The organism is Cryocola sp. 340MFSha3.1 (genome assembly GCF_000383315.1).
Classification (GTDB): domain Bacteria; phylum Actinomycetota; class Actinomycetes; order Actinomycetales; family Microbacteriaceae; genus Leifsonia.
In genome coordinates this window covers 1,444,904-1,467,055 of the sequence record NZ_KB911087.1, presented here as the reverse complement: position 1 = coordinate 1,467,055, position 22,152 = coordinate 1,444,904, and the positions used below count along the sequence as shown (strand labels likewise).

General features: G+C 68.9%; 21 protein-coding genes and 1 tRNA gene. 13 read left to right on the top strand and 9 right to left on the bottom strand.

Annotated elements, in window-relative coordinates; all coding sequences use genetic code 11:
• Positions 1–2: 2 nt before the first annotated feature.
• From H284_RS0106965 to H284_RS0106940, 6 genes are all read right to left on the bottom strand, one after another.
• A complete protein-coding gene (locus H284_RS0106965; RefSeq protein WP_020075667.1) occupies positions 3–662 on the bottom strand; it encodes a cysteine hydrolase family protein in 660 nt (219 codons plus the stop codon).
• Positions 659–1,723, bottom strand: a complete 1,065-nt coding sequence (locus tag H284_RS0106960; RefSeq protein WP_020075666.1) for an LLM class flavin-dependent oxidoreductase — start codon at positions 1,721–1,723, stop codon at positions 659–661. The genes H284_RS0106965 and H284_RS0106960 overlap by 4 nt, the downstream gene beginning before the upstream one ends.
• Positions 1,724–1,754: 31 nt before the next feature.
• Complete coding sequence (locus H284_RS0106955; RefSeq protein WP_020075665.1) at positions 1,755–2,867, bottom strand: ABC transporter substrate-binding protein; 1,113 nt, start codon at positions 2,865–2,867, stop codon at positions 1,755–1,757.
• Between the two features lie 113 nt (positions 2,868–2,980).
• Positions 2,981–3,841 (bottom strand): ABC transporter permease, encoded by an 861-nt coding sequence (locus tag H284_RS0106950; protein ID WP_018189736.1) that lies wholly within the window; start codon positions 3,839–3,841, stop codon positions 2,981–2,983.
• A gap of 11 nt (positions 3,842–3,852) precedes the next feature.
• Entirely contained in the window at positions 3,853–4,683 is an 831-nt protein-coding gene (locus H284_RS0106945; RefSeq protein ID WP_020075664.1) for an ABC transporter ATP-binding protein, read from the bottom strand.
• 158 nt (positions 4,684–4,841) lie between these two features.
• Positions 4,842–5,267: a hypothetical protein gene (locus H284_RS0106940; protein WP_020075663.1), complete on the bottom strand. Its 426-nt coding sequence runs from the start codon at positions 5,265–5,267 to the stop codon at positions 4,842–4,844.
• 1,513 nt (positions 5,268–6,780) lie between these two features.
• On the opposite strand from H284_RS0106940, the gene H284_RS20865 reads away from it, so the two are divergent.
• From H284_RS20865 to H284_RS0106910, 5 genes are all read left to right on the top strand, one after another.
• Entirely contained in the window at positions 6,781–7,155 is a 375-nt protein-coding gene (locus H284_RS20865) for a hypothetical protein (protein WP_155885449.1), read from the top strand.
• Positions 7,156–7,997: 842 nt separating this feature from the next.
• Entirely contained in the window at positions 7,998–8,444 is a 447-nt protein-coding gene (locus tag H284_RS0106925) for a MaoC family dehydratase N-terminal domain-containing protein (protein ID WP_026307047.1), read from the top strand.
• Entirely contained in the window at positions 8,444–8,869 is a 426-nt protein-coding gene (locus H284_RS0106920) for a MaoC family dehydratase (RefSeq protein ID WP_020075661.1), read from the top strand. The genes H284_RS0106925 and H284_RS0106920 overlap by 1 nt, the downstream gene beginning before the upstream one ends.
• Entirely contained in the window at positions 8,866–10,005 is a 1,140-nt protein-coding gene (locus H284_RS0106915) for a UDP-N-acetylmuramate dehydrogenase (protein WP_020075660.1), read from the top strand. Before H284_RS0106920 ends, H284_RS0106915 begins: the two co-directional genes overlap by 4 nt.
• Before the next feature lie 197 nt (positions 10,006–10,202).
• Positions 10,203–11,021: a hypothetical protein gene (locus tag H284_RS0106910; protein WP_020075659.1), complete on the top strand. Its 819-nt coding sequence runs from the start codon at positions 10,203–10,205 to the stop codon at positions 11,019–11,021.
• Between the two features lie 83 nt (positions 11,022–11,104).
• On the opposite strand, the gene H284_RS0106905 is transcribed toward H284_RS0106910, so the two are convergent.
• The 3 genes from H284_RS0106905 to H284_RS0106895 all read right to left on the bottom strand — a co-directional run bounded on the left by H284_RS0106905 (position 11,105) and on the right by H284_RS0106895 (position 15,002).
• The gene (locus H284_RS0106905; RefSeq protein WP_020075658.1) at positions 11,105–13,195 is read right to left on the bottom strand and encodes a RecQ family ATP-dependent DNA helicase; all 2,091 of its coding nucleotides are present in this window, start codon (positions 13,193–13,195) and stop codon (positions 11,105–11,107) included.
• Between the two features lie 92 nt (positions 13,196–13,287).
• Positions 13,288–13,668 carry a hypothetical protein gene (locus H284_RS0106900; protein ID WP_020075657.1) on the bottom strand — a complete coding sequence of 127 codons (381 nt, stop codon included), beginning with the start codon at positions 13,666–13,668 and terminating at the stop codon, positions 13,288–13,290.
• Positions 13,669–13,715: 47 nt separating this feature from the next.
• Positions 13,716–15,002 carry a PspC domain-containing protein gene (locus tag H284_RS0106895; protein ID WP_020075656.1) on the bottom strand — a complete coding sequence of 429 codons (1,287 nt, stop codon included), beginning with the start codon at positions 15,000–15,002 and terminating at the stop codon, positions 13,716–13,718.
• 114 nt (positions 15,003–15,116) lie between these two features.
• Here H284_RS0106895 and H284_RS0106890 point away from each other — a divergent pair, with 114 nt between their 5' ends.
• The 8 genes from H284_RS0106890 to H284_RS0106855 all read left to right on the top strand — a co-directional run bounded on the left by H284_RS0106890 (position 15,117) and on the right by H284_RS0106855 (position 22,108).
• Positions 15,117–16,325 (top strand): ATP-binding protein, encoded by a 1,209-nt coding sequence (locus H284_RS0106890; protein WP_020075655.1) that lies wholly within the window; start codon positions 15,117–15,119, stop codon positions 16,323–16,325.
• Positions 16,322–16,996 (top strand): LuxR C-terminal-related transcriptional regulator, encoded by a 675-nt coding sequence (locus tag H284_RS0106885; protein WP_020075654.1) that lies wholly within the window; start codon positions 16,322–16,324, stop codon positions 16,994–16,996. Before H284_RS0106890 ends, H284_RS0106885 begins: the two co-directional genes overlap by 4 nt.
• 200 nt (positions 16,997–17,196) lie before the next feature.
• A tRNA-Trp gene (locus H284_RS0106880) sits at positions 17,197–17,269 on the top strand.
• A gap of 42 nt (positions 17,270–17,311) precedes the next feature.
• The gene (secE, locus tag H284_RS0106875; protein WP_018189749.1) at positions 17,312–17,584 is read left to right on the top strand and encodes a preprotein translocase subunit SecE; all 273 of its coding nucleotides are present in this window, start codon (positions 17,312–17,314) and stop codon (positions 17,582–17,584) included.
• A 53-nt stretch (positions 17,585–17,637) separates the two neighbouring features.
• A complete protein-coding gene (nusG, locus tag H284_RS0106870; protein WP_020075653.1) occupies positions 17,638–18,561 on the top strand; it encodes a transcription termination/antitermination protein NusG in 924 nt (307 codons plus the stop codon).
• 119 nt (positions 18,562–18,680) lie between these two features.
• On the top strand, positions 18,681–19,112 hold the full coding sequence (gene rplK / locus H284_RS0106865; RefSeq protein WP_018189751.1) for a 50S ribosomal protein L11: 432 nt from the start codon (positions 18,681–18,683) through the stop codon (positions 19,110–19,112).
• A 72-nt stretch (positions 19,113–19,184) separates the two neighbouring features.
• Positions 19,185–19,874 (top strand): 50S ribosomal protein L1, encoded by a 690-nt coding sequence (rplA, locus tag H284_RS0106860; protein ID WP_018189752.1) that lies wholly within the window; start codon positions 19,185–19,187, stop codon positions 19,872–19,874.
• 239 nt (positions 19,875–20,113) lie between these two features.
• Positions 20,114–22,108 carry a S53 family peptidase gene (locus H284_RS0106855; RefSeq protein WP_231371101.1) on the top strand — a complete coding sequence of 665 codons (1,995 nt, stop codon included), beginning with the start codon at positions 20,114–20,116 and terminating at the stop codon, positions 22,106–22,108.
• The last annotated feature ends 44 nt before the right edge of the window (positions 22,109–22,152 follow it).

Below are 22,152 nucleotides of genomic sequence, written 5' to 3'. Positions count from 1 at the left end.
GCTCACGCGGTCACCTGCTTCCAGAGGGACACGACCTCGTCGGTGTCCGAGAGCACGGCGACGTTGAGCTCCAGCTGGACGAGCGCCGCCTCGTTCACGGCGAGGTCGTATGCGGCGGTCGCGTCCCGGGGCACGACGACCGGCCAGTCGAGCTGCATCGCGTCCTGGGCCGTCGCGTCGACGCAGCACTCGCTGGTGAGGCCGACGATGGTGAGCCAGTCGTAGCCGGCGGTGCGCATCCGCTGGTCGAGGTCGGTCCCGAGGAAGCCGCTGTACCCGCGCTTCACGACGCGGAGCTCGCCGTCTGCCGGCTGCATCCGGTACCACTCCGCGCCGGGCGTTCCGACGATGCACGGCTCCGACTCGCCCATCGGGGCGTCGTAGTCGCCCTCGCGCAGCCAGTTGCTCGAGCGCCAGGGACGGGACGGGTCGCTGCCGAGCTCCACCCAGACCACCGGCACGCCCAGCTCCCGGGCGGCGTCCACCAGGGCGCCGATGCGGGTCACGGTCGCGTCGAGCTCGGCGACGACCTCCTCGCTCAGACCGTAGGCGCCCAGCGCGGCCGGGTCGCCGAAGTCGCGCTGGACGTCGACGACGACGAGAGCGGGTGCGCTCCCGGGCCGCGTCAGCTGCGCGAACTGCGCCTCGCGGAGGGCGCTCACCGGTCGCCACCCGCGTCGTGGGCGCGCAGCGCCGGGAGGACCGTCTCGCCGAACAGGACCATGTCCTGGTCGTACTCGGGGAAGATCAGCATGAGGCCGTCCAGATCCGCCTCGCCCACGATGTACTGGATGTGCTCGGTGACGGTCTCCGCGGACCCCGCCACGTACGCCGTCTGGAACGCCGCCTCGCCGACGGCTCCCGATGCCCACGCGCGAGCCTGGTCCTCCGGGACGCCCCACGACGCCCGCATGTTCGCCAGAGCCTCCCGGTCGACGCCGGCGCCCCACTCCTTCACCTTGGCCTCGGCGAGCGCGTCGGTCTCATCCTGGACGACGGTGAGCATGGAGTACGTCTTGCACGTGCGGCCGTTCGCCTCGGCCCTGGCGTGGACGTCGGCGGAGAGCTCCTTCATCTCCTCCAGGCTGTCGCCGGCGAGGAAGGCCCCGTCGGCGAACCGCGCCTGGAAGGCGCGTGCGGCCTCCGACTTCCCCGCGCTGATGATGGTCGGCGTCGAGGACGGGTGCGGGCGCGACTCGCAGTCGACCAGGTCGAAGTACGGGGTGTGCATGGTGACGGAGTCCTCCGACCACAGCCGGGTGACGGCCTCCGTCCACAGCTCGGTCATCGCGTAGCGGTCGGCGTGGCTGAGGGTGGGGTCCCAGATGCCGAACTGCTCGAACTCGCCGGCGTAGGCGCCGTTGACGATGTTCATGCCCGCACGGCCCCGGGACACGTCCTGCAGCGTTGCGTACATCTTCGCGGCGATCGCCGGGTTGTGCACGTTGGCGTGCATGGTGGCCCAGATCTTGACCCGCTCGGTGGCCTCGGCGAGCGCCGACATCATGGTCATCGACTCCAGCGAACGGCCCCAGTGGTCTGTTGTGCCGCCGAAACCGCGCCACTTCGCCATCGACATGATGAAGTCGAGACCGATCTCCTCGGCGTGCAGGGCGGCACGCTTGTTCCAGGCGTACGTGGCTTCGGGATGGGGGGCGGTGGTGGACAGCATCCAGCCGCCGTTCCCGATCGGGAGGAAGATCCCATAGTCTTTCGCGGGCATTGCTCGCCTTTCGCTGCGCTCGGTGGTGTGGTTACGGGGCGGGCCAGATCAGGGTGTCGCCCTTGTAGATGGCCTCGATGTAGGAGTTGTCGAACCACTTCGCCGCCTCGTCGCCGGTCACGCTGTCCGGGACGATCTCGAACTGGTGCAGCATGTCGACGAGCTTCGTCACGTTGGCCGGGTCCATCCCGCCGAGCGGCTGGCCGGGGGTCGGGTTGTCGGCCACCACCTGGGTCTCGGTCTTCCAGATCGTGGCGTTCAGCTTCTTGTCGTAGGTGGCGCCACCGGACAGGTCGGCCGCGAAGCCGACGCACTTCTCGGTGTTCGCGTCGCTGGCGCTGCAGTAGTCGTAGGCGTGCAGGGCGGCGCGGAGGACGTCCTGCACCGCGGTGGGGTGGGCCTTCGCGAAGGCCGGGTTGACCGCCATGGCGCCGAGCGAGCTGGGGATGCCGTACTTCACCGGCTGCCAGACCGTGACCTTGTCACCGGCCGCCTTGAGCTGGTTCGGCTCGTTGGAGATGAATCCGGTCAGCGCGGCGAGGCCGTCCTGCTTGCGCGGAAGCACCGACGGGTCGTAGCCCTCCTTGACCAGGGTGAGGGACTTCCAGTGGACGCCGGCCTTCACCATCATCGCCTCGACGGAGGCCGGGACGTAGCCCTTGTGGCCGACGACCTTTCCGTCGAGCTGGGTGAGGTCGGTGATGTCGGGGTTGGTCATCAGGATGTCGAGGCCGGCGTTCGAGTACGACGAGATGCCTTCGATGTCGATGCCGTTGGCGCGTGCCTGGATGAGGTCCTGCTGAGCGATCGCGGAGACCGTCGCCTGCCCGCTCGCGAGCAGCTTGGTGTTCTGGGCGGTGTCGCCGGTTCCCGGCTTCAGCTGCACGTTCAGGCAGAGGTCCGAGAAGTACCCGAGCTTGCTGGCGGCGACGTACTCCAGGATCGAGGCGGAGGACTGGAACTGGTAGCCGGACAGGTACGTGATCGGGCCGGCCGCCTTGTTCTCTTCGCAACGCTTGGCCGAGATGGCGGTGCCGGACGACGCGGAGTCCGCGGGGGAGCCGGAACTGCACGCGGCGACACCGAACGTCAGGACGACGGCGGTGAGGGACGCGAGACCGGCCTTGATGAGACGGTGCTGCATGGGTCACTCCTTCTTCGGATGGGGTGGTGCAGGGGTGCGCTGAGGCAGGGGTGGGCCTGGTCGCCGGTCGGCGACAGGTGGGGGGAACGCGAGGTGGGGCCGGTGGCCCTCGCTCAGTCGGTGGAGCTCTCGTGCCAGTGCAGGACGCGGCGCTCGATCAGGGTGATGAAGGCGAGCAGGAGGACGCCCATCACGGCGAGGACGAAGATCGCCGCATAGACCACAGCGAGCTGGTTCATCGACGACGCGACACTGATAGCAGTCCCCAGGCCGCCGGTCGACCCGGACGCGGAGAGTTCTGCGACGACGGCGCCGATGATCGAGAGCGGGAAGACGATGCGCAGGGCCGCGAAGATGTACGGGAGCGCGTTGGGGATGCGCAGGTGGATGAGCATCTCCAGCCGCGACGCGTCCATGGTCTTGTAGACCTGCATCACCTGCTGCGGCACCGAGCGGAGGCCGACGGCGGTGTTGATGAGGATGGGGAAGAAGCAGATCAGGGCCGTGATGATCAGCTTGGGCAGCGGGCCGAATCCGAAGGCCACGACGAGTGCGGGGGCGATCGCGACGAGCGGCGTCACGTTGAGCACGACCGCGATCGGCATGATGGCTCTCCGCGCCACCGGGAGTTCGCTGATGAGCACGGCGACGACGAAGGCGGCGCCGAAGCCGATCGCCAGGCCGGCCGTCGCCTCCCCGAGCGTGATCAGGGCGTTGCCGAGGTAGTAGCCGATGTTGCCGGCGAGCGAGTCCCCGATCGCCTGCAACGGCGGGAGGAGGTACGGCATGGATGCGGCGCCCCACTGCCAGAGCCCGGCGAGCAGGGCGAGCATGACGACCAGCGGCAGCCACACCGCGGGACGGATCCACGCCAGCCGGGACTTGGGATGCTTCAGGCTGAACCGCGACGGCTCGGCGGGGACGCCGTCCGGCAGCGGCGGCCGTACGGTTGCTCGTTCTGTTGCGACGCTCATCCGGTGGCCTCCTATGCTGCGTCCGTGGATCGCCAGGCGGAGTGCAGGCGGTCTCTGATCAGGTCTTCGTATTCGTGGAAGCGGCGCTCCTCGAACAGCTTCTGGTTGCGGGGCCGCGGCAGATCGATGTCGATCACGTCGACGATCCGCCCGGGGCGCGGCGCCATCACGACGACCGTGTCGGACATCCGCACGGCCTCGGACACCGAATGCGTCACGAACAGGACCGTCGTCTTCAGCTCGTCCCAGAGGTCGAGGAGCTGATCCTGGAGGCTTTCGCGCGTGAACTCGTCGAGAGCTGAGAACGGCTCGTCCATGAGGAGCACATCCGGTTGGAGGCCGAAGGCCCGCACGATCGCCGCGCGCTGCTGCATCCCGCCGGAGAGCTGGGCGGGGAGCTTGTGCGCGGCATCCGCCAGCCCGGCTCGATCGAGGAGTTCAAGCATGTCCGGGGCCTGTGTGCGGTCGCCACGGTCGGCGAGGTCGCCGATGCGCTGCCGTCGCCGCGCCGCCCCTGGGTTGATCTTCTGCGGCAGCGTCACGTTCTTCAGCACGGACAGCCACGGCAGCAGCGCCGGGGTCTGCGGCACCAGCCCGATCAGCTTCGCCGCACCCGCCTCGCTGGGCGTCACGTCGTGGACGCGCACCTCGCCGCGATCAGCGGATTCGAGACCCGCGACGATGCGCAGGAGCGTCGACTTGCCGCATCCGCTCGGGCCGATCAGGCTGACGAACCGCCCGGGCTCGATGGCCAGATCGACGTCGTTCAACGCGATCATCGCCGAGGACCCGTACCCGTAGACCTTGCCGACCGAGGTCAGCTGTACCGCTGGCGTCACCATCCACACCCTCCATGCCGTGTACGGACCCATAGGCCCGTTCCCAGATGGCGGAGAGCGTGCGTAGCGAGGTTGATGTCTGCCACGCGGAGTCCGCTTGTTGTTCCACAACGCTACCGAGCCAATGTTTCGTGAATCGGCCTCCGGAGATTGCGCGGATGTTAACTCTGGCCGGCCAGCGGGGCGACGTCGTCCCCGTCGAAGACGTACACCTCGACACCCAGCTCGGCCGCGGCCACGGCGACCCAGCCGTTGAGAGCCTGGGTCGTGCGGGCGCTCACGACAACGGCAGCACGCGTGACCCCGGGCACGGCCGCGCGCAACCAGAGGAGCTTGAACATGTCGGCCATCACCTTGTTCCGGTACGACGGCTTGTAGGCACCCTGATTCGCCACCAGCTGCACGACGATCGTGCCGTCGTGATCCATGCCCTCGACCTCCACCCGCGCGCCGTGGGCGAGGGAGAGCGACCGGGGTCGCAGGGGGACCCCGAAGTGAGCGCCCAGTGCGACGAGCATCCGCTGCTCGACGGAGCCGTCGGCGAACCGCCCCCACTCCCGCGGTGCGCTCGGTTTCGGCGAGGACATGGCGCAAGGGTAGTTGCGGTTGATTTCCTGCGTGTTACTCGCCGGGCCGCGTGCCGCCGTGTCAGGGCGCCGTCGCGGTCTCTGAGCCACGAAGGTTTCTCAGACCGCTGCGGCGCTGTTGATACCTCAGCCGAGCCGTGACGAACGATCCCGACGATGCGCGGGACTCGTTGACGTGTTCTTGAATCGCCGGACGCACTCGAGGAGTATGAAGTGTTGCTGAGAGGAACTGTAACGGGAGCGCGTGTCCTGCCATGACACCACAAGATCTACTTGATCGACAGGAACTGATTTCGCGTGCTGAACGCTCCGTCTTGCGTGTCGCTCCGCGCCTGGCGGCCGAACTAAGAAGTCTGGAGTTGCCGGCGTACCGTTGCCCATCGGTCGACAGCCACCGACTTATCGATATCTACGAGCGCCGTCGGCGTCGTTTGTCGGCTGATACTGTCCTTGCTCGCCAGATAGACGCCTGGCTCGAAGCGCTGCGGGGACGGGAGACAGTTCGGCTTGTATCGGTTGAAGATGCCACCGATCCGCTAGCCCTTTTGCTTTCCGAGGACCGGTCCGAACTTTTAGCGGCCATTTGGCCGCGGGCGACAATCGATCCGTAACTCACGACGACGGAGGCGCATCCCTTCCGACTTTAAGGAACACCTGCTGGGTTCCCGGCCCTAGCAGGGCATCGGCCGTCGGCTGCGCGACGCCCTCGGCACACCGACGAGCTGACCTACATCGAGACACTCCCACTTGTCGAAGCACCACAACTGACCACTTCCAAACGGCAGGACCCAGGGGCTCTTGCTTTGGGTGGTGGAGCTGGAGTCGGAGTTCTATCTGACGAAGCAGCAACCTGAGGAGAGCCTCGTCGACTCATCCAATCGGGGGGCTTCGTTCGGCGGAGCGCGCCAGCAGATGACTACGCTTCCATTCAGATAGAGAACGGTTGGTTGCGATGACGCTTGCTGAAGGCGGTTTGCCGATGAATCGAGTTGAGCTAAGCCAACGGCTCGTGGCGGAAGGGATCCGAGCTGATGCGTACTCACTCGATGGAGGCGACCTGTCCGAACGGTTGGTTCTTGAGGACGCGCGTCGGTCTTGGAACGTGTACTACTCCGAGCGCGGCCAGCGAACGGGCGAAAGACACTTCGACAGTGAAGAAGCAGCATGCAACTACTTCTTGAGGACTATTCTTGCTAGCCCTGAGTATCGATCCGACCGCTGATGTTGGCTCACTCCAGCGAGAACACCAGGGACGGAGATCCTTGGGCCTGAAATCGACAGCGTGCCGTCGCTGTCCGCATCGTGGACACACGGCGCCGGACTAGCTCGGCTAGACGGCCTTGAGGCGGCACCGGGACTTCACTCCGAACGATTCGCCGTCGGCGAGCTGACGGATCGACAGCACGGAGGTTGTCATTGTGCGAAGCGAACAGCCCGACTGGCAACGGCCAAAAAGAACGGTGGACGAGCATGCCAACCAGACACAGAGAGCTGGCAAGGGAGCCAGTGCGCCGTGGTGAGTAGCGAATCACCGGCGCATCCCGAGATTCTTCTTCTAGCAGCTGGTCGTGGGCGCTGGCGAGTGTTGCGTCAGGTGATTGCCGTCTGGGACCTGGTCAACGCAGGTGTCCCGAGTCGGGTTCAGCTTGAGCAATCAATCGCGATTCTCCTTGGATCCAAGCTGATCGAAGCAGATGACGAAGGGCGGTTCCGCGTCACCCGCGCGGGAAAGCGATTGTTGAATGATCGCCAGTTGAGGAGATTGAGGCCCAGAGCGCGCCCGTCAGTCCTGATGGGCGAGTTGGCGAATCACCTTCAAACCCCGGCCCCCTACGTATTGGATGACGACAAGTATCGGGCAGCCGTCGAAGCTTACGTGGGCCGCTGACCAGCTCTCGTCCGCGTTCACGCCGCAACGGGAGAATGGCCGCGAATACTGTGCCAATAACCCCGCAGCTCCGAATGATCCGTCAGGCGAGTGCTATCAGGAGTTCTCCGACCCGTTGATATTTACGCGCAATGCTCGGCTGGAATCGGCGAAGCAACCCGTTCGAGTGTCAGCGCTCGTGGGACGCCAGGTTCGGTCTGGTCCGCCCCAACCGGGCGCCTCTTAGCGAGCGCGCCACCTGTCTGACGACTTCTCTGGGCGTTGTGCCGAGTTGTCGAGGCTCGCGACCGGGAGACAGCACAGCCCACCGTCCCGATTGACCGCGCCGAAAGGCCGACACGCCGACACGCCGAGGACTCGCACGCCTTGGCAAGTGTGGACAGCAGGCAACCCAGCGGCGTCGAATTGGTGCCCACCAGCATGCGAGCAGCGTTTTCCTGCAGGTCATGCGCGAGAAATGTCATCAATGGCGCGTTAGGCGTCCGGGTCGATGCGAACTGAAAATGTCGGTGGTCGCCCCTACTCTGGGGGCAGCGAGAAAAAATCCCCAAAACACAACATGTAGTGGAATGACAATCGTGTCATTCGGGTTATATAGTGGGTGAACACCGCGGGAACGCGGATCATCAAGACTTCTAGGGGAGGCCATCATGGACTACGAAAACGACAGCGTTGGCGGCTACTCGGTTCCCGTCGACCCCATGGACCTGCTGCAGTGCGACAGCTGCCAGTAAGGCGCTAGCACCGAGCACGAAGACCCCGGAGGCCCCACCGCCTCCGGGGTCTTCTGTCGTTCGCGGGTGCCAGGGACCCGGCGAGGAACGCGCCAGTAGAATCGTCGGGTGCCAGTGAACCCAGAGCTTCAGGGGCGTGAGTTCCCGCCCACCCGGCCGTACCTCGTCGGGCGAGAGAAAGTGCGCGAGTTCGCTCGCGCGGTCTTCGCGACCTCGCCGGTCTGTTTCGATGTCGACGCGGCGCGCGCGCAGGGACACCGCGACCTCGTGGCCCCGCCGACGTTCCCGGTCGTGGTTCAGGAGGCGACGCTCGCGCAGCTGCTCTCCGAGCCCGACGCGGGGATCGACTTCAGCCGTGTGGTCCACGGCGACCAGCGCTTCTCGTTCTCGCGCCCGGTGTTCGCGGGCGACGAGCTGACCGCGACCCTCCGGGTGACCTCCGTGAAGTCGCTCGGCGCGCACTCGATGGTGACAGCCGAGTCGACCATCGTCGACGCCGACGGCGCCCACGTGGTGACCGCGACATCCACCCTGGTCGTGCGAGGAGACGAGTAATGGCTACCCCCGACTTCGACAGCCTGACCGTCGGCGACGTGGTCGCCGAGCGCACGGTCGAACTGACCCGTGACTCGCTCGTTCGATACGCGGGCGCCTCCGGCGACTTCAACCCCATCCACTACCGCGACGACATCGCGACCTCGGTGGGCCTGCCCGGCGTCATCGCGCACGGGATGCTCACCATGGGCCTCTCCGTGCAGCCTGTGGTCGACTGGGCCGGTGACCCTGCCCTGGTGGCGGACTACCAGGTCCGGTTCACCCGCCCAGTGGTGGTCGACCCGACGGAGGGCGCCACGGTGACCGTGACCGCCAAGGTCGGCCAGCTGGATACGGAAGCGCGAATCGCGCGCATCGACCTGACCACGACGTTCGGCGGCGAGACCGTGCTCGGCAAGGCGCAGGTCCGCGTCCGGCTGGCATGACCGACTCGACGCCGGCACTCGCCGAGCTCACCACCATCCGCGTCGGCGGCGTGCCGCACCGGCTCGTCGTCGCCAACGACCGCGACGGCGTGGTGGATGCGGTGCGGGAAGCGCGCGACACTGCCGAGGACTGGCTGCTGCTCGGCGGCGGCTCGAACACGGTGGCGAGCGACGACGGCTTCGATGGGACCGTCATCCACATCCGCAGCCGTGGTGTCGAGCGTCTGCCCGCGCCCGAGGGCCGGATCCGGCTCCGCGTGCAGGCCGGCGAGCCGTGGGACGAGCTCGTCGCCCTCACCGTGCGCAACGGCTGGTCCGGGATCGAGGCGCTGAGCGGCATCCCCGGCTCAACGGGCGCCGCGCCCGTGCAGAACATCGGCGCGTACGGCCAGGAACTCGAGTCAGCGCTGGTCGGGGTGGAATTCCTCGACGACGCCTCGGACGAGATCGTGTACCTCACTCGACAGGAGCTGGGCCTGGGATACCGCACCTCGGTGCTCAAACGCGGACGCATCGGCGTCGTGCTCTCGGTCGACCTGGAGCTCGCAGACGGCGCAGTGCCCGGCGCGATCGGTGCGCCGCTGAGCGCGCCGGTGGCGTATGCCCAGCTCGCGGACGCCCTAGGCGTGCCTCTCGGTTCCCGGGTGCCCGTAGCCGAACTGCGGCGCGCGGTGCTCGCCCTGCGGTCGTCGAAGGGCATGGTGCTCGACCCGGCGGACCCCGACTCGGTCAGCTCCGGATCGTTCTTCACCAACCCGATCGTGTCAGAGGGCTTCGCCCGCACCCTTCCCGCCAACGCCCCCCGCTGGCCGCAGGCGCCGCTGGAGGCCGACACGGTGATGGACATCCCGCTCGGCGGCGTGCACCCGCTCGATGTTCCGCCCCTCGCGACAGCCGAGTACACCGTGAAGCTCAGTGCCGCGTGGTTGATCGAGAACGCGGGCATCCGCCGCGGGTTCGCCCTGCCCGGCTCGGGCGCCGCCATCTCGTCCAAGCACACGCTCGCGATCATCAATCGCGGTGGCGCGACGGCGGCCGACGTCGCCCAGCTGGCGTCATTCATCCAGTCAAGGGTGCAATCCGAGTTCGGTGTGGTGCTGCAGCCGGAACCCGTCATGGTCGGCCTCAGCCTCTGACGGCGGCCTTGCGTCGTGTGGTCTGGCGCCCGGTCGTGTGGCGTCCGGCGGTCTGGCGTCCGGCGGTCTCGCATCCGGCGGTCTCGCACCCGGCGCTGTGCTGACACCCATCCAACTCTGAGAGTTTTCTCACGCCGCGCTCCGTAGGCTGAACTCCACACGGCGCGTTCGCGCCGGGAAGGACCGGAGGGGACGACATGGGATTCCTGGACCGCCTGCTCGGACGCGAGGAACCGCGCCCGAACGGCACGCAGACGCAGAACACCGCCAACCAGCCGTACGGCGGAGGCCAGGGCCAAGCGCCGGGACAAGCTCCCACCCAGCCGCAGGGCCGCAGTGAGGATGAGATCGCGGTCGAGCGCTACCGGTACCTGCTCCGCACCGCCCCGCCCGAGACGATCGAGCAGGTGCACGAGGAGGCGTTCGCGAAGCTGACGCCCGACCAGCGGCGCCTGCTGTTCCAGCAGCTCAGCGAGAACGCTCCCGCAGGGGAGCAGCCGCGCGGCGACGACCCCCGATCGCTCGCTCAGGCGGCGACCCGCTCCGAGCTCCGTCAGCCGGGCACCCTCGAGCGTGCCCTCGGCGGCGGTGGCGCAGGCGGCGCCGGCCGTCCCGGCTTCGGCGGAGCGGGCTTCGGCAGCATGTTCGCCAGCTCCCTGCTCGGAAGCGTGGCCGGTTACGTGATCGGCTCCGCCCTGGTCAGCGCGTTCCTTCCGGCGCCCGGCGCCGACCAGGCCGACGGCGGCGCAGGCGACCAGAACGGCGACACCCAGAACGGCGACAACCAGGACGGGACCGACCAGGGCGGCGACCAGAACGGCGGCGACCAGGGCGGCGACGGGGGCACCGGTGACGCCGGCTCGGTCGACGCGGCCGGCTGGGACGGAGGCGGCGACGCCTCCGGCGGCGGCGACTTCGGTGGCGGTGGCGACTGGGGCGGTGGCGGCGACTGGGGTGGCTTCGGTGGCGGCGACTTCGGGGGTGGCGACTTCGGCGGCGGCGGCGACTTCATGTGACCGGCTGAGGGAGGCGAGCACCGGTTCGGCGCTCGCCTCCCTCAGCCGCGCTCCTACCTGCACGGAGTGCGACATGACGGAGCTCAGCTACGCACTGCGGCCGCGAACGGGAGAACTGCCCCTGCTCCCGCACGCAGGAGCTCTTGACCGGCGACCGTGATCGTCCAGCGACTGTCGACGAGGTCGTCCACGAGGAGGACGGGGACGCCGGGCGGCAGATCGAACCCGTCGGCCGAGAACCGGTTCCACACGGACGCCAGCCGGAAAGCGCTGTTGCCGCCGGGTGCTCCGGTCGGCGGTCCACCGCGCCAGTCGAGCGTCCCGGCGAACGGAAGGCGGCCGATACCCGCGAGCCCGCGAGCGAGGGACTCGATGAGCACCGGTCGCCGGCGTGAGGGCATCGCGACGACGGCTCCCGGGCGCGCATCCCAGTCCCAGTCGGCGAGTACCCGCACGCAGGCGTCGAGGACAGCGGCCGGCACCGGCTGGTCGGCTGCGTCGTCGGCCAGCAGCTCACGCAGGCGACCGCCCCAGCCGAGGTCTGTCAACCGGGCGAGCGCCCTACCGGGCCGGAGCTGCTGGTCCACCCCGATCTTGCCCTTCACCGCAACCCCGAGGCGATCAGCGCCCGTCGGCCACAGCTTGCGCGGCTCGAGCTCGACACCGACCCTGTCGAGGATGGTGCCGACCTCGCCGGCCGCACTGCCGTCCACCTCCGTCGGGTACCAGACGCCCGCGCAGTTGTCGCAGCGGCCGCAGGGGCCGGCATCCGGGTCGTCGAGCGCGCGCTGCAGGAACTCCATCCGGCACCCGGACGTGGACTCGTAGTCGAGCATCGATTGCTGCTCCGCCTCCCGGGCGGCGGCGATGCGGGCGTACCGCTCTTCGTCGTACTCCCAGGGTGCGCCGGTCGAGACCCAGCCGCCGCTCACCCGCCTCACGGCGCCGTCGACATCCAGCACCTTCAGCAGCAGTTCGAGCGTGGACGCCCGGAGGTCGACGCGGCTCTCCAGTACGCGCGTCGACAGGGGCTCCGACCCGAGCGTCTCGAGCACAGCGTCGGCCTTCTCGCGCGACGGCATGGACGCGGTCGCGAAGTACTGCCAGATGGCGCGGTCCTCCGGGCCGGGGAGCAGCAGCACATCGGCGTTCTCGGTCGCCCGGCCGGCGCGACCCACCTGCTGGTAGTAGGCGACGGGAGACGACGGCGCCCCCAGGTGAACGACGAAGCCGAGGTCCGGCTTGTCGAAGCCCATCCCGAGAGCACTCGTCGCCACGAGCACCTTGAGCTCGTTGCGCTTGAGCCGGCCCTCCAGGTCTTCCCGCTCGGCGGTGTCCGTCTGCCCGGTGTAGGCGTGCGCTTCGTGGCCGGCGCGGCGGAGCACCCGCGCGGTGTCCTCCGCGGCCGACACCGTCAGGGTGTACACGATGCCGCTGCCGGGCAGGTCGCCGAGGTGACCCGCGAGCCAGGCGAGCCGGGCGGTGGCGTCGGGAAGGGGGAGGACTCCCAATCGCAGCGATCGCCGGGCGAGTGGCCCGCGGATCGTCACGACCTCGGCTTCGCGGCCGGCACCGAGCTGCTCCACCACGTCGGCCACGACGCGCTCGTTGGCCGTCGCCGTGGTCGCGAGCACGGGCACGCCGTCGGGAAGCTGCCCGATCAGGTCGCGGAGCCGGCGATAGTCGGGCCGGAAGTCGTGTCCCCAGTCCGAGATGCAGTGGGCTTCATCCACCACCAGCAGTCCGCTGCGCTCGACCAGGGCCGGCAGCTGCGTGTCGCGGAAGTCCGGGTTGTTCAGCCGCTCCGGCGAGACGAGGAGCACGTCGACCGAGTCCTCCCGGAGACGCGCCGCCACGTCGTCCCACTCGTGCCGATTGGACGAGTTGATGGTCACGGCGCGCACGCCCGCCCGCTCGGCTGCCGCCACCTGGTCGCGCATGAGCGCCAGCAGAGGCGAGACCAGGATGGTCGGCCCTGCGCCCCGGGCTCGCAGCAACATGGTCGCCACGAAGTACACCGCGGACTTGCCCCATCCCGTGCGCTGCACCACCAGGGCCCGTCGATGATCTTCGACCAGAGCGCTGATGGCCTCGAACTGCCCGTCGTGGAACTCGGCCTCCGGTCGCCCGACGAGGGCCCGGAGGCTGGAGAGGGCATCTGTTGCAGTGGTCATGGAGCCATCGTGTCAGGGACGCCTGACGCCCGCTCCCCGCCGAGGACATCGGTGGAGAACGGGCGTCGAAGCCGTTCTGTGGACGGAACCGGTCAGATCCGCGCGCGCACGCGCCTGCGCTGGGAGGCTCGGATGCCGCCGAGCAGGGCGGAGACGACGATGACGAGGCCGATGACGGCGGCTCCGAGCGCCCAGGCCGAACCCGGCGTGAGCGACGCGAGCCAGTCGGCGACGTCGCGGACGCGTTCCCATGACGCCAGCACGTAGAGGGTGGCAGCGGCGAAGAGCGTCAGCAGGAGTCCCCAGACCACGCCGCCCCATCGCACGGGTGCTTCGCCGGTCGGTGTGAGCGGCGCCGTGTACACAGGGCTGGGGGGAGGCGGCGTCGGCGCGGTGAACGGTGCTCCCGTGAGGGGCGCCGTCTCGGAGGTCGAGGCCTCCTGAGGTGGGTTCTGCGGGTCCTGGTCGGTCATGGTCGTCTCTCTCGGTCGATTCTCGGCCAGCACGGGTCGGCGCTGGATCAGTGCTGGAGGAGCGCGGGCAGCCCGACGCTCGTCAGGTGGATGCCGGCGACGTTGTCACCCGCGAGGAACAGTGCGGCCGTCGTGAGCACGGCCAGCAGGATCCCGAGGAAGATGAGGAATCCGCTGCGACGCCGCGCCAGCCCGGCGATGAGCACGACGACGCCGACGACGAGCGTGGCGGCGGCGAGTCCGGCGGCCGTCGTGAAGCGAGTGACGTCGGCCAGTTGAGGCCACACGATGGCCACCAGCGATCCGGCGACGAGAGCCAGCCCGACGGTCAGCCAGCCGACCGCGGCGCCGACGCGCGGGTTCGCCGCCCGGTAGGCCTCCCGGCGCGCAGCCGCCTCGGCCGTCGCGGTGGCGACCTGCGTCCGGAGCTCGGCCGATCGCTGGGCCTTGACCGCCCGCATGTCCGCGGCCAGTCGCTGCTTCCACGCCGCGTGCTCCGCCCGCCACTGCGCCTGGCGCTGCTGCCAGTCGGCGACCTCGTCGGCGGACGCGCCCAGGCGCGGTGCAGGCGGCGCCGTCGGCTCGGCGGCGGTGTCCAGCTGCGGTGCCGGAATGGATGCGGCGCTCGCCGCCGGCACGGTCGAGGACGGGGTTCCGGCCGAAGCGGTGCCCGCGTCCGTCGCGGTGTCCGTCGAGGCCGCGGAGCTCGCGTCCGCCGTGAAAGTGCTCGCCGTCGTGTCGGCACCGGCCGTGGCCGTCGTCCCGAACCCACTCGACCCCGCCGCCGGCGTCGGCGGTGTCGCCCGCGTCGCCGCCCGGGCGTCCGAGTTCCGCACGGCGATGACGATGAGCGCGACCACCGCGCCGATGACCACCAGCGTCCAGATGACGCGGCCGATCACATCGCCCCAGTCCGGAACGTTCCAGAACGGCCCGTCAGCCCACCAGACACCGCTCGTCCACGGCAGCAGCGAGAGCAGCGCCATCACGCCGATCGCGACGATCGGCGGCTGGAAGTCGCCCTCGAAGAGCTGCTGGAGGTGGATGCGGCCTTCGCGGTCCGGCAGGAGGGCCCACGCCGCCGCGTACAGCAGCAGCACCGGTGCGCCGAGAATGCCGGCCACCACGATGATGCCGCGCACGATGAGAGGGTCGATGCCCAGGCGGTACGCCACCCCGGCGCTCACTCCGCCGAGCCAGCCATCGGCGCGGACGATGCCGAGGCCGCGCATCCAATCGAAGAAGCGTGTTCCGCGGCCGGAGAATCCGGTCTGCGGACCGCCGTAGGGGTTCGCGGGCGTCCCCACCGGGGGAGTCGAGTCGTTCTGTGACATGTTCCCCATCCTGGCGGCGGGCTTCTCGCCCGGGTATCGGGTGAACCCCTGAGCGGACCCTGATTACGGCGGCCATCGGGTGCGGGTCCCCTCGGGGTCTGCTTGGATCTGACTATGTCGTCCACAGCGCCCGCCGGTTCGCGCGCCGGCCTGCCGCGGCCCCCGTTGGCCCGGCCGCGCACGTGCGCCGTGAGCGGGGTGAGCGTCGCGCTCGCCGACCACCTCGGCTGGCCCGTCGCTGCCGTGCGCTGGGCGTTCGTGGGCGCCACCTTCCTGGGCGGCGCCGGCATCCTGCTGTACCTCTGGCTGTGGGCATTCACGCCGTTGCGCGCCCCGTCGGGCCTCGACCCCGCGGACGGCGTGCGCCGCCGGGTGAACCTGCCCTGGCTGCTCGCCGGCGCCGGTGCGGCGGCGGGGATCACGGCCGTGGTCCTCGCTGCGGGCGGGGCGCTCGGCCCCGGTTTCGGCGCGCTGGTCGCCTGCGCCGCCCTGCTGGTGCTCGCTGTCGCCTGGGAGCAGCTGGCGGACGAGGAGCCGGTCGCCTTCGCACCTCTCTCTCCCGCGGCCTTCCGCATCGTCTGCGGCGCCTTCCTCGTGCTGGTCGCGCTGGCGATCGCCCTCACGCAGAACGTCTCCGGCTCGGGGGTGCTGTGGCTCGGCATCCTGATCGCCACCTTCGCCGGCGCGGCGGTGCTGGTGGCTCCGTGGGGGCTGCGGCTGTGGCGGGAGCTGATCACCGAGCGGACTGCGCGCATCAAGGAGGAGCAGCGAGCGGAGATGGCGGCGCACCTGCACGACTCCGTGCTGCAGACGCTCGCTCTCATCCAGAACCGTGCGGGAGCGTCGAGCGAGGTCGGGCGCATCGCCCGCGCCCAGGAGCGCGAGCTGCGCGAGTGGCTGTTCACCGAGGGGGCGGCGGCCTCGGGAGCGGAGGAGCGGGACCTCGCCGCCGAACTCCGGGAGGTCGCGGCCGCCCTGGAGGTGGAGCATCCCGTCACCTTCGACGTCGTCTCCGTCGGCGAGCCGGTGAGGAACGCGCCCTCCGAGCTGGGGGCGGCCGCGCGCGAGGCGATGCTGAACGCCGCGCGTCACGCGGGAGGCGCCGTCTCCGTCTACGTCGAGCACGCGTCCGGACGAGTGGATGTGTTCATCCGCGACCGCGGACCGGGCTTCGACCTCGGGGCGCTTCCCGAAGGGCGTCTCGGTGTCAGAGAATCGATCATCGGCCGTATGCGCCGTGCCGGCGGTCAGGCGACCGTGACGGCGCGCGAGACCGGCACCGAGATCCAGCTGACCATCGATACCGCGAACGAGGCCGCATGACCGACACCACCGCCACCGGGCGGCCCGTCACCGTGGTGATCGTGGACGACCACTCCATCTTCCGTTCCGGGCTCCGCGCAGACCTCGACGACCGCCTGCACGTCGTCGGAGAGGCCGCCGATGTGGATGCGGCGGTCGCGGTGGTCCTGGAGACCCGGCCCGACGTCGTGCTGCTCGACGTGCACCTGCCCGGCGGCGCCGGCGGCGGGGGAGCGGAGGTCGTTCGCAGGACGGCGGCCGAGACCCCGTCCACGCGCTTCCTCGCGCTCAGCGTGTCGGATGCGGCGGAGGATGTGGTGGGCGTCATCCGCGCCGGAGCCCGCGGCTACCTCACGAAGGGCAGCTCGGGCGGCCAGGTCAGCGACGCGGTCGTCGCGGTGGCCGGCGGCGACGCGGTCTTCTCGCCCCGCCTCGCCGGCTTCGTGCTCGACGCCTTCGGCGCCGCCTCCGGTGAGCAGGCGGAGTCGACCGACGAGCTGGACCGGCTGTCCGCGCGGGAGCGCGAGGTGATGCGGTTGATCGCCCGCGGATACGCCTACAAAGAGGTCGCGGCCGAGCTGTTCATCTCGATCAAGACGGTCGAGACGCACGTCTCCGCGGTGCTGCGGAAGCTGCAGCTCTCCTCCCGGCACGAGCTCACCGCGTGGGCTCTGGAGCGCAAACTCCTGTAGTCCGGTGACCGCTTTGCGGCCGACCTGTCGCGTCCCGTACACTTGACGCGGTGGTTGAATCTGCCAAGCTTTTTTGCGCCCTTTTTCTGGTGTAGCGACGGCAGTACTGCCCCGCTCCGGCCGGGCATCCGCAGCACGTTCGGATGTTCGATCGGTTAGCCTGGAACAGCCAGCGCAGGAAGTCGGCGATTCGGTTCCCTAGGGCGGTAGCTCAATTGGCAGAGCAGCGGTCTCCAAAACCGCAGGTTGCAGGTTCGATTCCTGTCCGCCCTGCAAGTCGGCACTCTGGTGCCGATCCACGAAAGGTGTAACGAGGTGGCCCGAAAGGTAATCGACGAGCCGAGCGAGGAGATCGTCGCCAACGCGAAGAAGGATCGCGCCGCACGGCGCAACCCCTTCGCGCGGATCGCCCTGTTCATCCGGCAGGTCATCGGCGAGCTGAAGAAGGTCGTCACGCCGACCCGCAAGGAGCTCTTCAGCTACACCGGCGTCGTGCTCGTGTTCGTGGTGATCATGATGGCTCTCGTGTCACTCCTTGACTGGGTGTTCGGCATGGGTGTCGTCTGGGTCTTCGGAAACCCGAAGTAGACGACGTCGATCGGGCCGCACCGGCCCTCCCGACAAGAAATGGAATGAATTCAGTGTCTGAGACGAATCGCGACGACGTGGACTGGGCGCCCGCTGCGGAGCAGTCCTCCGAGGACGACGAGGCGCAGACCGGCAACGTTCTCGCCAGCGAGGACGAGGCGTCCGACTCCGCCGAGCACGAGGCGCTGCACGTCGTCGCCGACGACGGCACCGAGATCGACCTCGACGCCGTGCTCGACGCCATGGCGGAGGCCGTGGACCCGGAGGCCGACCGCGCCGTCGACGAGGCGCTGGAGGTCGACAGCGAGGACGAGGCCGAGGCGGCTCTCGAGGCCGTCGAGGACGAGGAGGAGGAGACCTCCGTCGACCCGTACGAGGAGTTCCGCGCAGAGCTCCGCTCCAAGCTCGGCAAGTGGTACGTCATCCACTCGTACGCCGGCTTCGAGCGTCGCGTGAAGTCCAACATCGAGAACCGCATGGTCTCGATGAACATGGAGGACTACATCTACGAGGTGCAGGTCCCCATGGAGGACGTGGTCGAGATCAAGAACGGCCAGCGCAAGATGGTCAACCGCGTGCGCATCCCCGGCTACGTGCTGGTGCGCATGGACCTGAACGAGGACAGCTGGTCGGTCGTCCGGCACACGCCGGGCGTCACCGGGTTCGTCGGCAACGCCCACAACCCGACGCCGCTGCGCTTCGAAGAGGCCTTCTCGATGCTGAAGAGCCTCGTGCAGGTCGAGGCCGCCCCGGCCAAGGGCGCCGCGAAGGGCCAGAAGGCCGCCGCGCGCGTCATCCCCGCCGAGGTCGACTTCGAGATCGGCGAGACCATCACCATCAAGGAGGGCTCGTTCGCGGGCCTCCCCGGCTCCATCAGCGAGATCAAGCCGGAGAGCGGCAAGCTCACCGTCCTCGTCTCCCTGTTCGAGCGCGAGACCCCGGTCGAGCTCAGCTTCGACCAGGTCACGAAGCTCTAGGGAACATTCAGAGCCTCCCCACTGTTTTTCAGAACACCGGGTCTCGGAAGGGCCGAGAAACCGGGAGAGCGACGCGGACCGCGGTCCGGCTCGCTCGAATACACAAAGAAGGAAGAGACATGGCACCGAAGAAGAAGGTCACCGGTCTGATCAAGCTTCAGATCAACGCCGGCGCCGCCAACCCCGCCCCGCCTATCGGCCCGGCGCTCGGTCAGCACGGCGTGAACATCATGGAGTTCTGCAAGGCGTACAACGCGGCGACCGAGTCGCAGCGCGGCAACGTCATCCCCGTCGAGATCACCGTCTACGAGGACCGTTCGTTCACGTTCGTCCTGAAGACCCCGCCGGCGGCAGAGCTCATCAAGAAGGCGGCCGGCGTCGCCAAGGGCTCGGGCGTCCCGCACACCAACAAGGTCGGAAAGCTGACCCAGGAGCAGGTGCGCCAGATCGCCGAGCAGAAGATGGTCGACCTCAACGCCAACGACATCGACGCGGCGTCGAAGATCATCGCAGGCACCGCCCGCTCGATGGGCATCACGGTCGAGGCGTAAGCCCCACCCACTCAAGACATCTCGTGGAAGAGCCGGCCAGGCTCGCACCACATTCTCGTAAGGAGAAATCACATGGCACAGAAGTCCAAGGCCTACCGGGCCGCGGCCGAGAAGATCGAGGCCGGAAAGTTCTACACCCCCGCTGAGGCCGTCGCCCTGGCGAAGGAGACCGGCTCCGCCAAGTTCAACTCGACCGTCGAGGTCGCGCTGAAGCTGGGCGTCGACCCGCGCAAGGCGGACCAGATGGTCCGCGGTACCGTCATTCTTCCTCACGGTACGGGCAAGACCGCCCGCGTCATCGTGTTCGCGACCGGCCCGGCCGCCGAGGCGGCCATCGCCGCCGGTGCGGACGAGGTCGGCGGCGCGGAGCTGATCGAGAAGGTGGCCGGCGGCTACACCGACTTCGACGCGGCCGTCTCCACCCCGGAGCTCATGGGCCAGGTCGGTCGTCTCGGTAAGGTGCTCGGCCCGCGCGGCCTCATGCCGAACCCGAAGACCGGAACGGTCACGCCGGACGTGGCGAAGGCCGTCTCCGACATCAAGGGCGGAAAGATCGAGTTCCGTGTCGACAAGCACGCCAACGTGCACTTCGTCGTGGGCAAGGCAGGCTTCACCGCCGAGCAGCTGAACGACAACATCACGACCGCTCTCGAGGAGGTCGTGCGCCTCAAGCCGTCCGCCGCGAAGGGCCGTTACATCCAGAAGGGCGCCGTGTCGACCACGTTCGGCCCGGGCATCCCGCTGGACGTCAACGCCATCTGAGGTCGTTCCGCGAACTCACTCCGACGGGGTCGGGACCGCTTGCCGGTCCCGGCCCCTTCGTCGTTTCCCGGGAGAGTGGATGCGGTTCCCGGGTGAGGATGCTTCACCTACAGCAACGATCACGACAGAACTGTCTACCCCTCGTTGCGGTGGTAGAACGATGGGGTCTAGTGTCGCTCCTGTCGCGCGCCGTGCGCGGCGGCTCGAAGTCGAGTCCGTCCGAGCTAAGGATGACATTCATGGCACATCGCACCACGGGATCCCTCCACAAGAGGGCGCTCGGAATCATTGCCACCACGTCTGCCGTGGTGGCTTTGTCGTTGGCGGGGGCATCGGCGGCGAACGCAGCCGACCGGGTGACCTACGCCGGTTCCGTCCCCTCCTGGGCGACCGCGGCGAACGACGCCGGCGCCGCACCGGCCGACGAGACGGTGGAGGGTGAGATCTACCTTCCGCTCCGCGACCAGGCGGGCGCGCAGGCTCTCGCCAAAGCCGTCTCGAACCCCCTCGATCGCGGATACCGCAAGGCTCTCAGCCCGAAGCAGTGGATCGATCGCTTCGCGCCGAGCCAGGCGGACTCCGACGCGGTGGTCAGCTTCCTGAAGGCGGCGGGCCTCACCATCTCGGCCGTTCCCGCCAGCCGCCAGTACGTCGTCTTCCGCGGCACTCCGGACCAGCTCGGCTCGATCTTCGGCACGTCGCTCCACGCGTTCAACTACGCGGGGCGCCAGCTCGTGGCCCCGTCTTCGGCGCCGTCGCTTCCGACCTCGATCGGCGGCAAGGTCTCGGGTGTGAGCATCGAGCAGTCGCGCACGTTGACGCGTCCCGACTCGATCAAGCAGGGCGACCTCGGTCCGTCCGGCGCGCCGCAGGTCGCGCGCAAGGCGGCCGCGGCGCCCGTCATCCAGACGCCGTGCTCGCACTACTACGGTGAGCACACGGTGACGGTCCCGCCCGCGTACAACGGCAACACGCAGTACAGCACCTACAACTGCGGCTACACGCCGCAGCAGCTGCGCAGCGCGTACGGCCTGAACGACCTGGGCAAGCGCGGCATCAACGGCTCCGGCCAGACGGTCGCGATCATCGACGCCTACGCCAGCCCGACGATCGTCAAGGACGTCAACAGCTACTCGCAGCAGAACGGCGAGCCCGGCCTGACCAACAGCAGCTACCAGCAGCTGGTGCCGAGCCCGAGCGAGTTCGTCGACCAGGAGCTGTGCCAGTACCCGAGTGGATGGCAGGGCGAGCAGACGCTCGATGTCGAGTCCGTGCACGCCATCGCACCGGGAGCCCGCATCCTCTACGTCGGCGGCTTCAACTGCGGCGGCGGCCTCGATGTGGCCATGTCGAAGATCCTCGACAACAAGCTCGCGAACATCGTCAGCAACAGCTACGGCAACGTGGGCGAGGCCGTTCCGGCTGACGTGATCCAGGGCGAGGTAAACCTGCAGCTCCAGGCCGCGGGCGAGGGCATCGGCCTGTACTTCTCGAGCGGTGACAACGGCGACGAGGTCGCGAACCTCGGCTACCCGTCGCCGGACTTCCCGGCGTCCTCCCCGTGGGTGACCTCGGTCGGCGGAACCAGCACCGGGATCGACAAGAACGGCAAGATCGCGTGGGAGACGGGCTGGGGCGACCAGTTCGACCAGATCGTCAAGAACACCGACGGCACGCTCAGCTACGCTCAGCCCCTCCCGGGCACGCGGTTCGTCGGCGGCGCCGGCGGCGGCACGAGCGCGGTGTTCGCGCAGCCGGACTACCAGCGCGGCATCGTGCCGGCGGCTCTCGCGAACGGCAAGCGCGTCTCGCCGGACGTCGCGGCCCTCGCCGACCCGTACACCGGGTTCCTGATCGGCATCCGTCCGATCATCGACGACACGACGCTGGAGACCGGCGACTACGTCAACGAGACCTACGGCGGAACGTCGCTGGCCTCGCCGATCGTCGCGGCGCAGATCGCGATCGTGCAGCAGGCGACGCGGTCCACGATCGGGTTCGCGAACCCGACGCTGTACGGCGTGAAGCGCATCCTGCCGAACGCGTTCCGCGACGTGCTGCCGCAGAACCCGACGCAGGCGCTCGTCTACACGAGTGCTATCAGCGGCAACACCTACCTGGTGTCGATGGATCAGGACACCTCGCTGAAGACGGCCAAGGGCTACGACCCGGTGACCGGCCTCGGCGGTGTCTCCTTCGACCTGCTCAGCTGGGTGGCGCAGGGGCGGCACTAGCGGCCCTGCGGCTCCGGCCCCACCGCACCACGGACCGGCCGTCT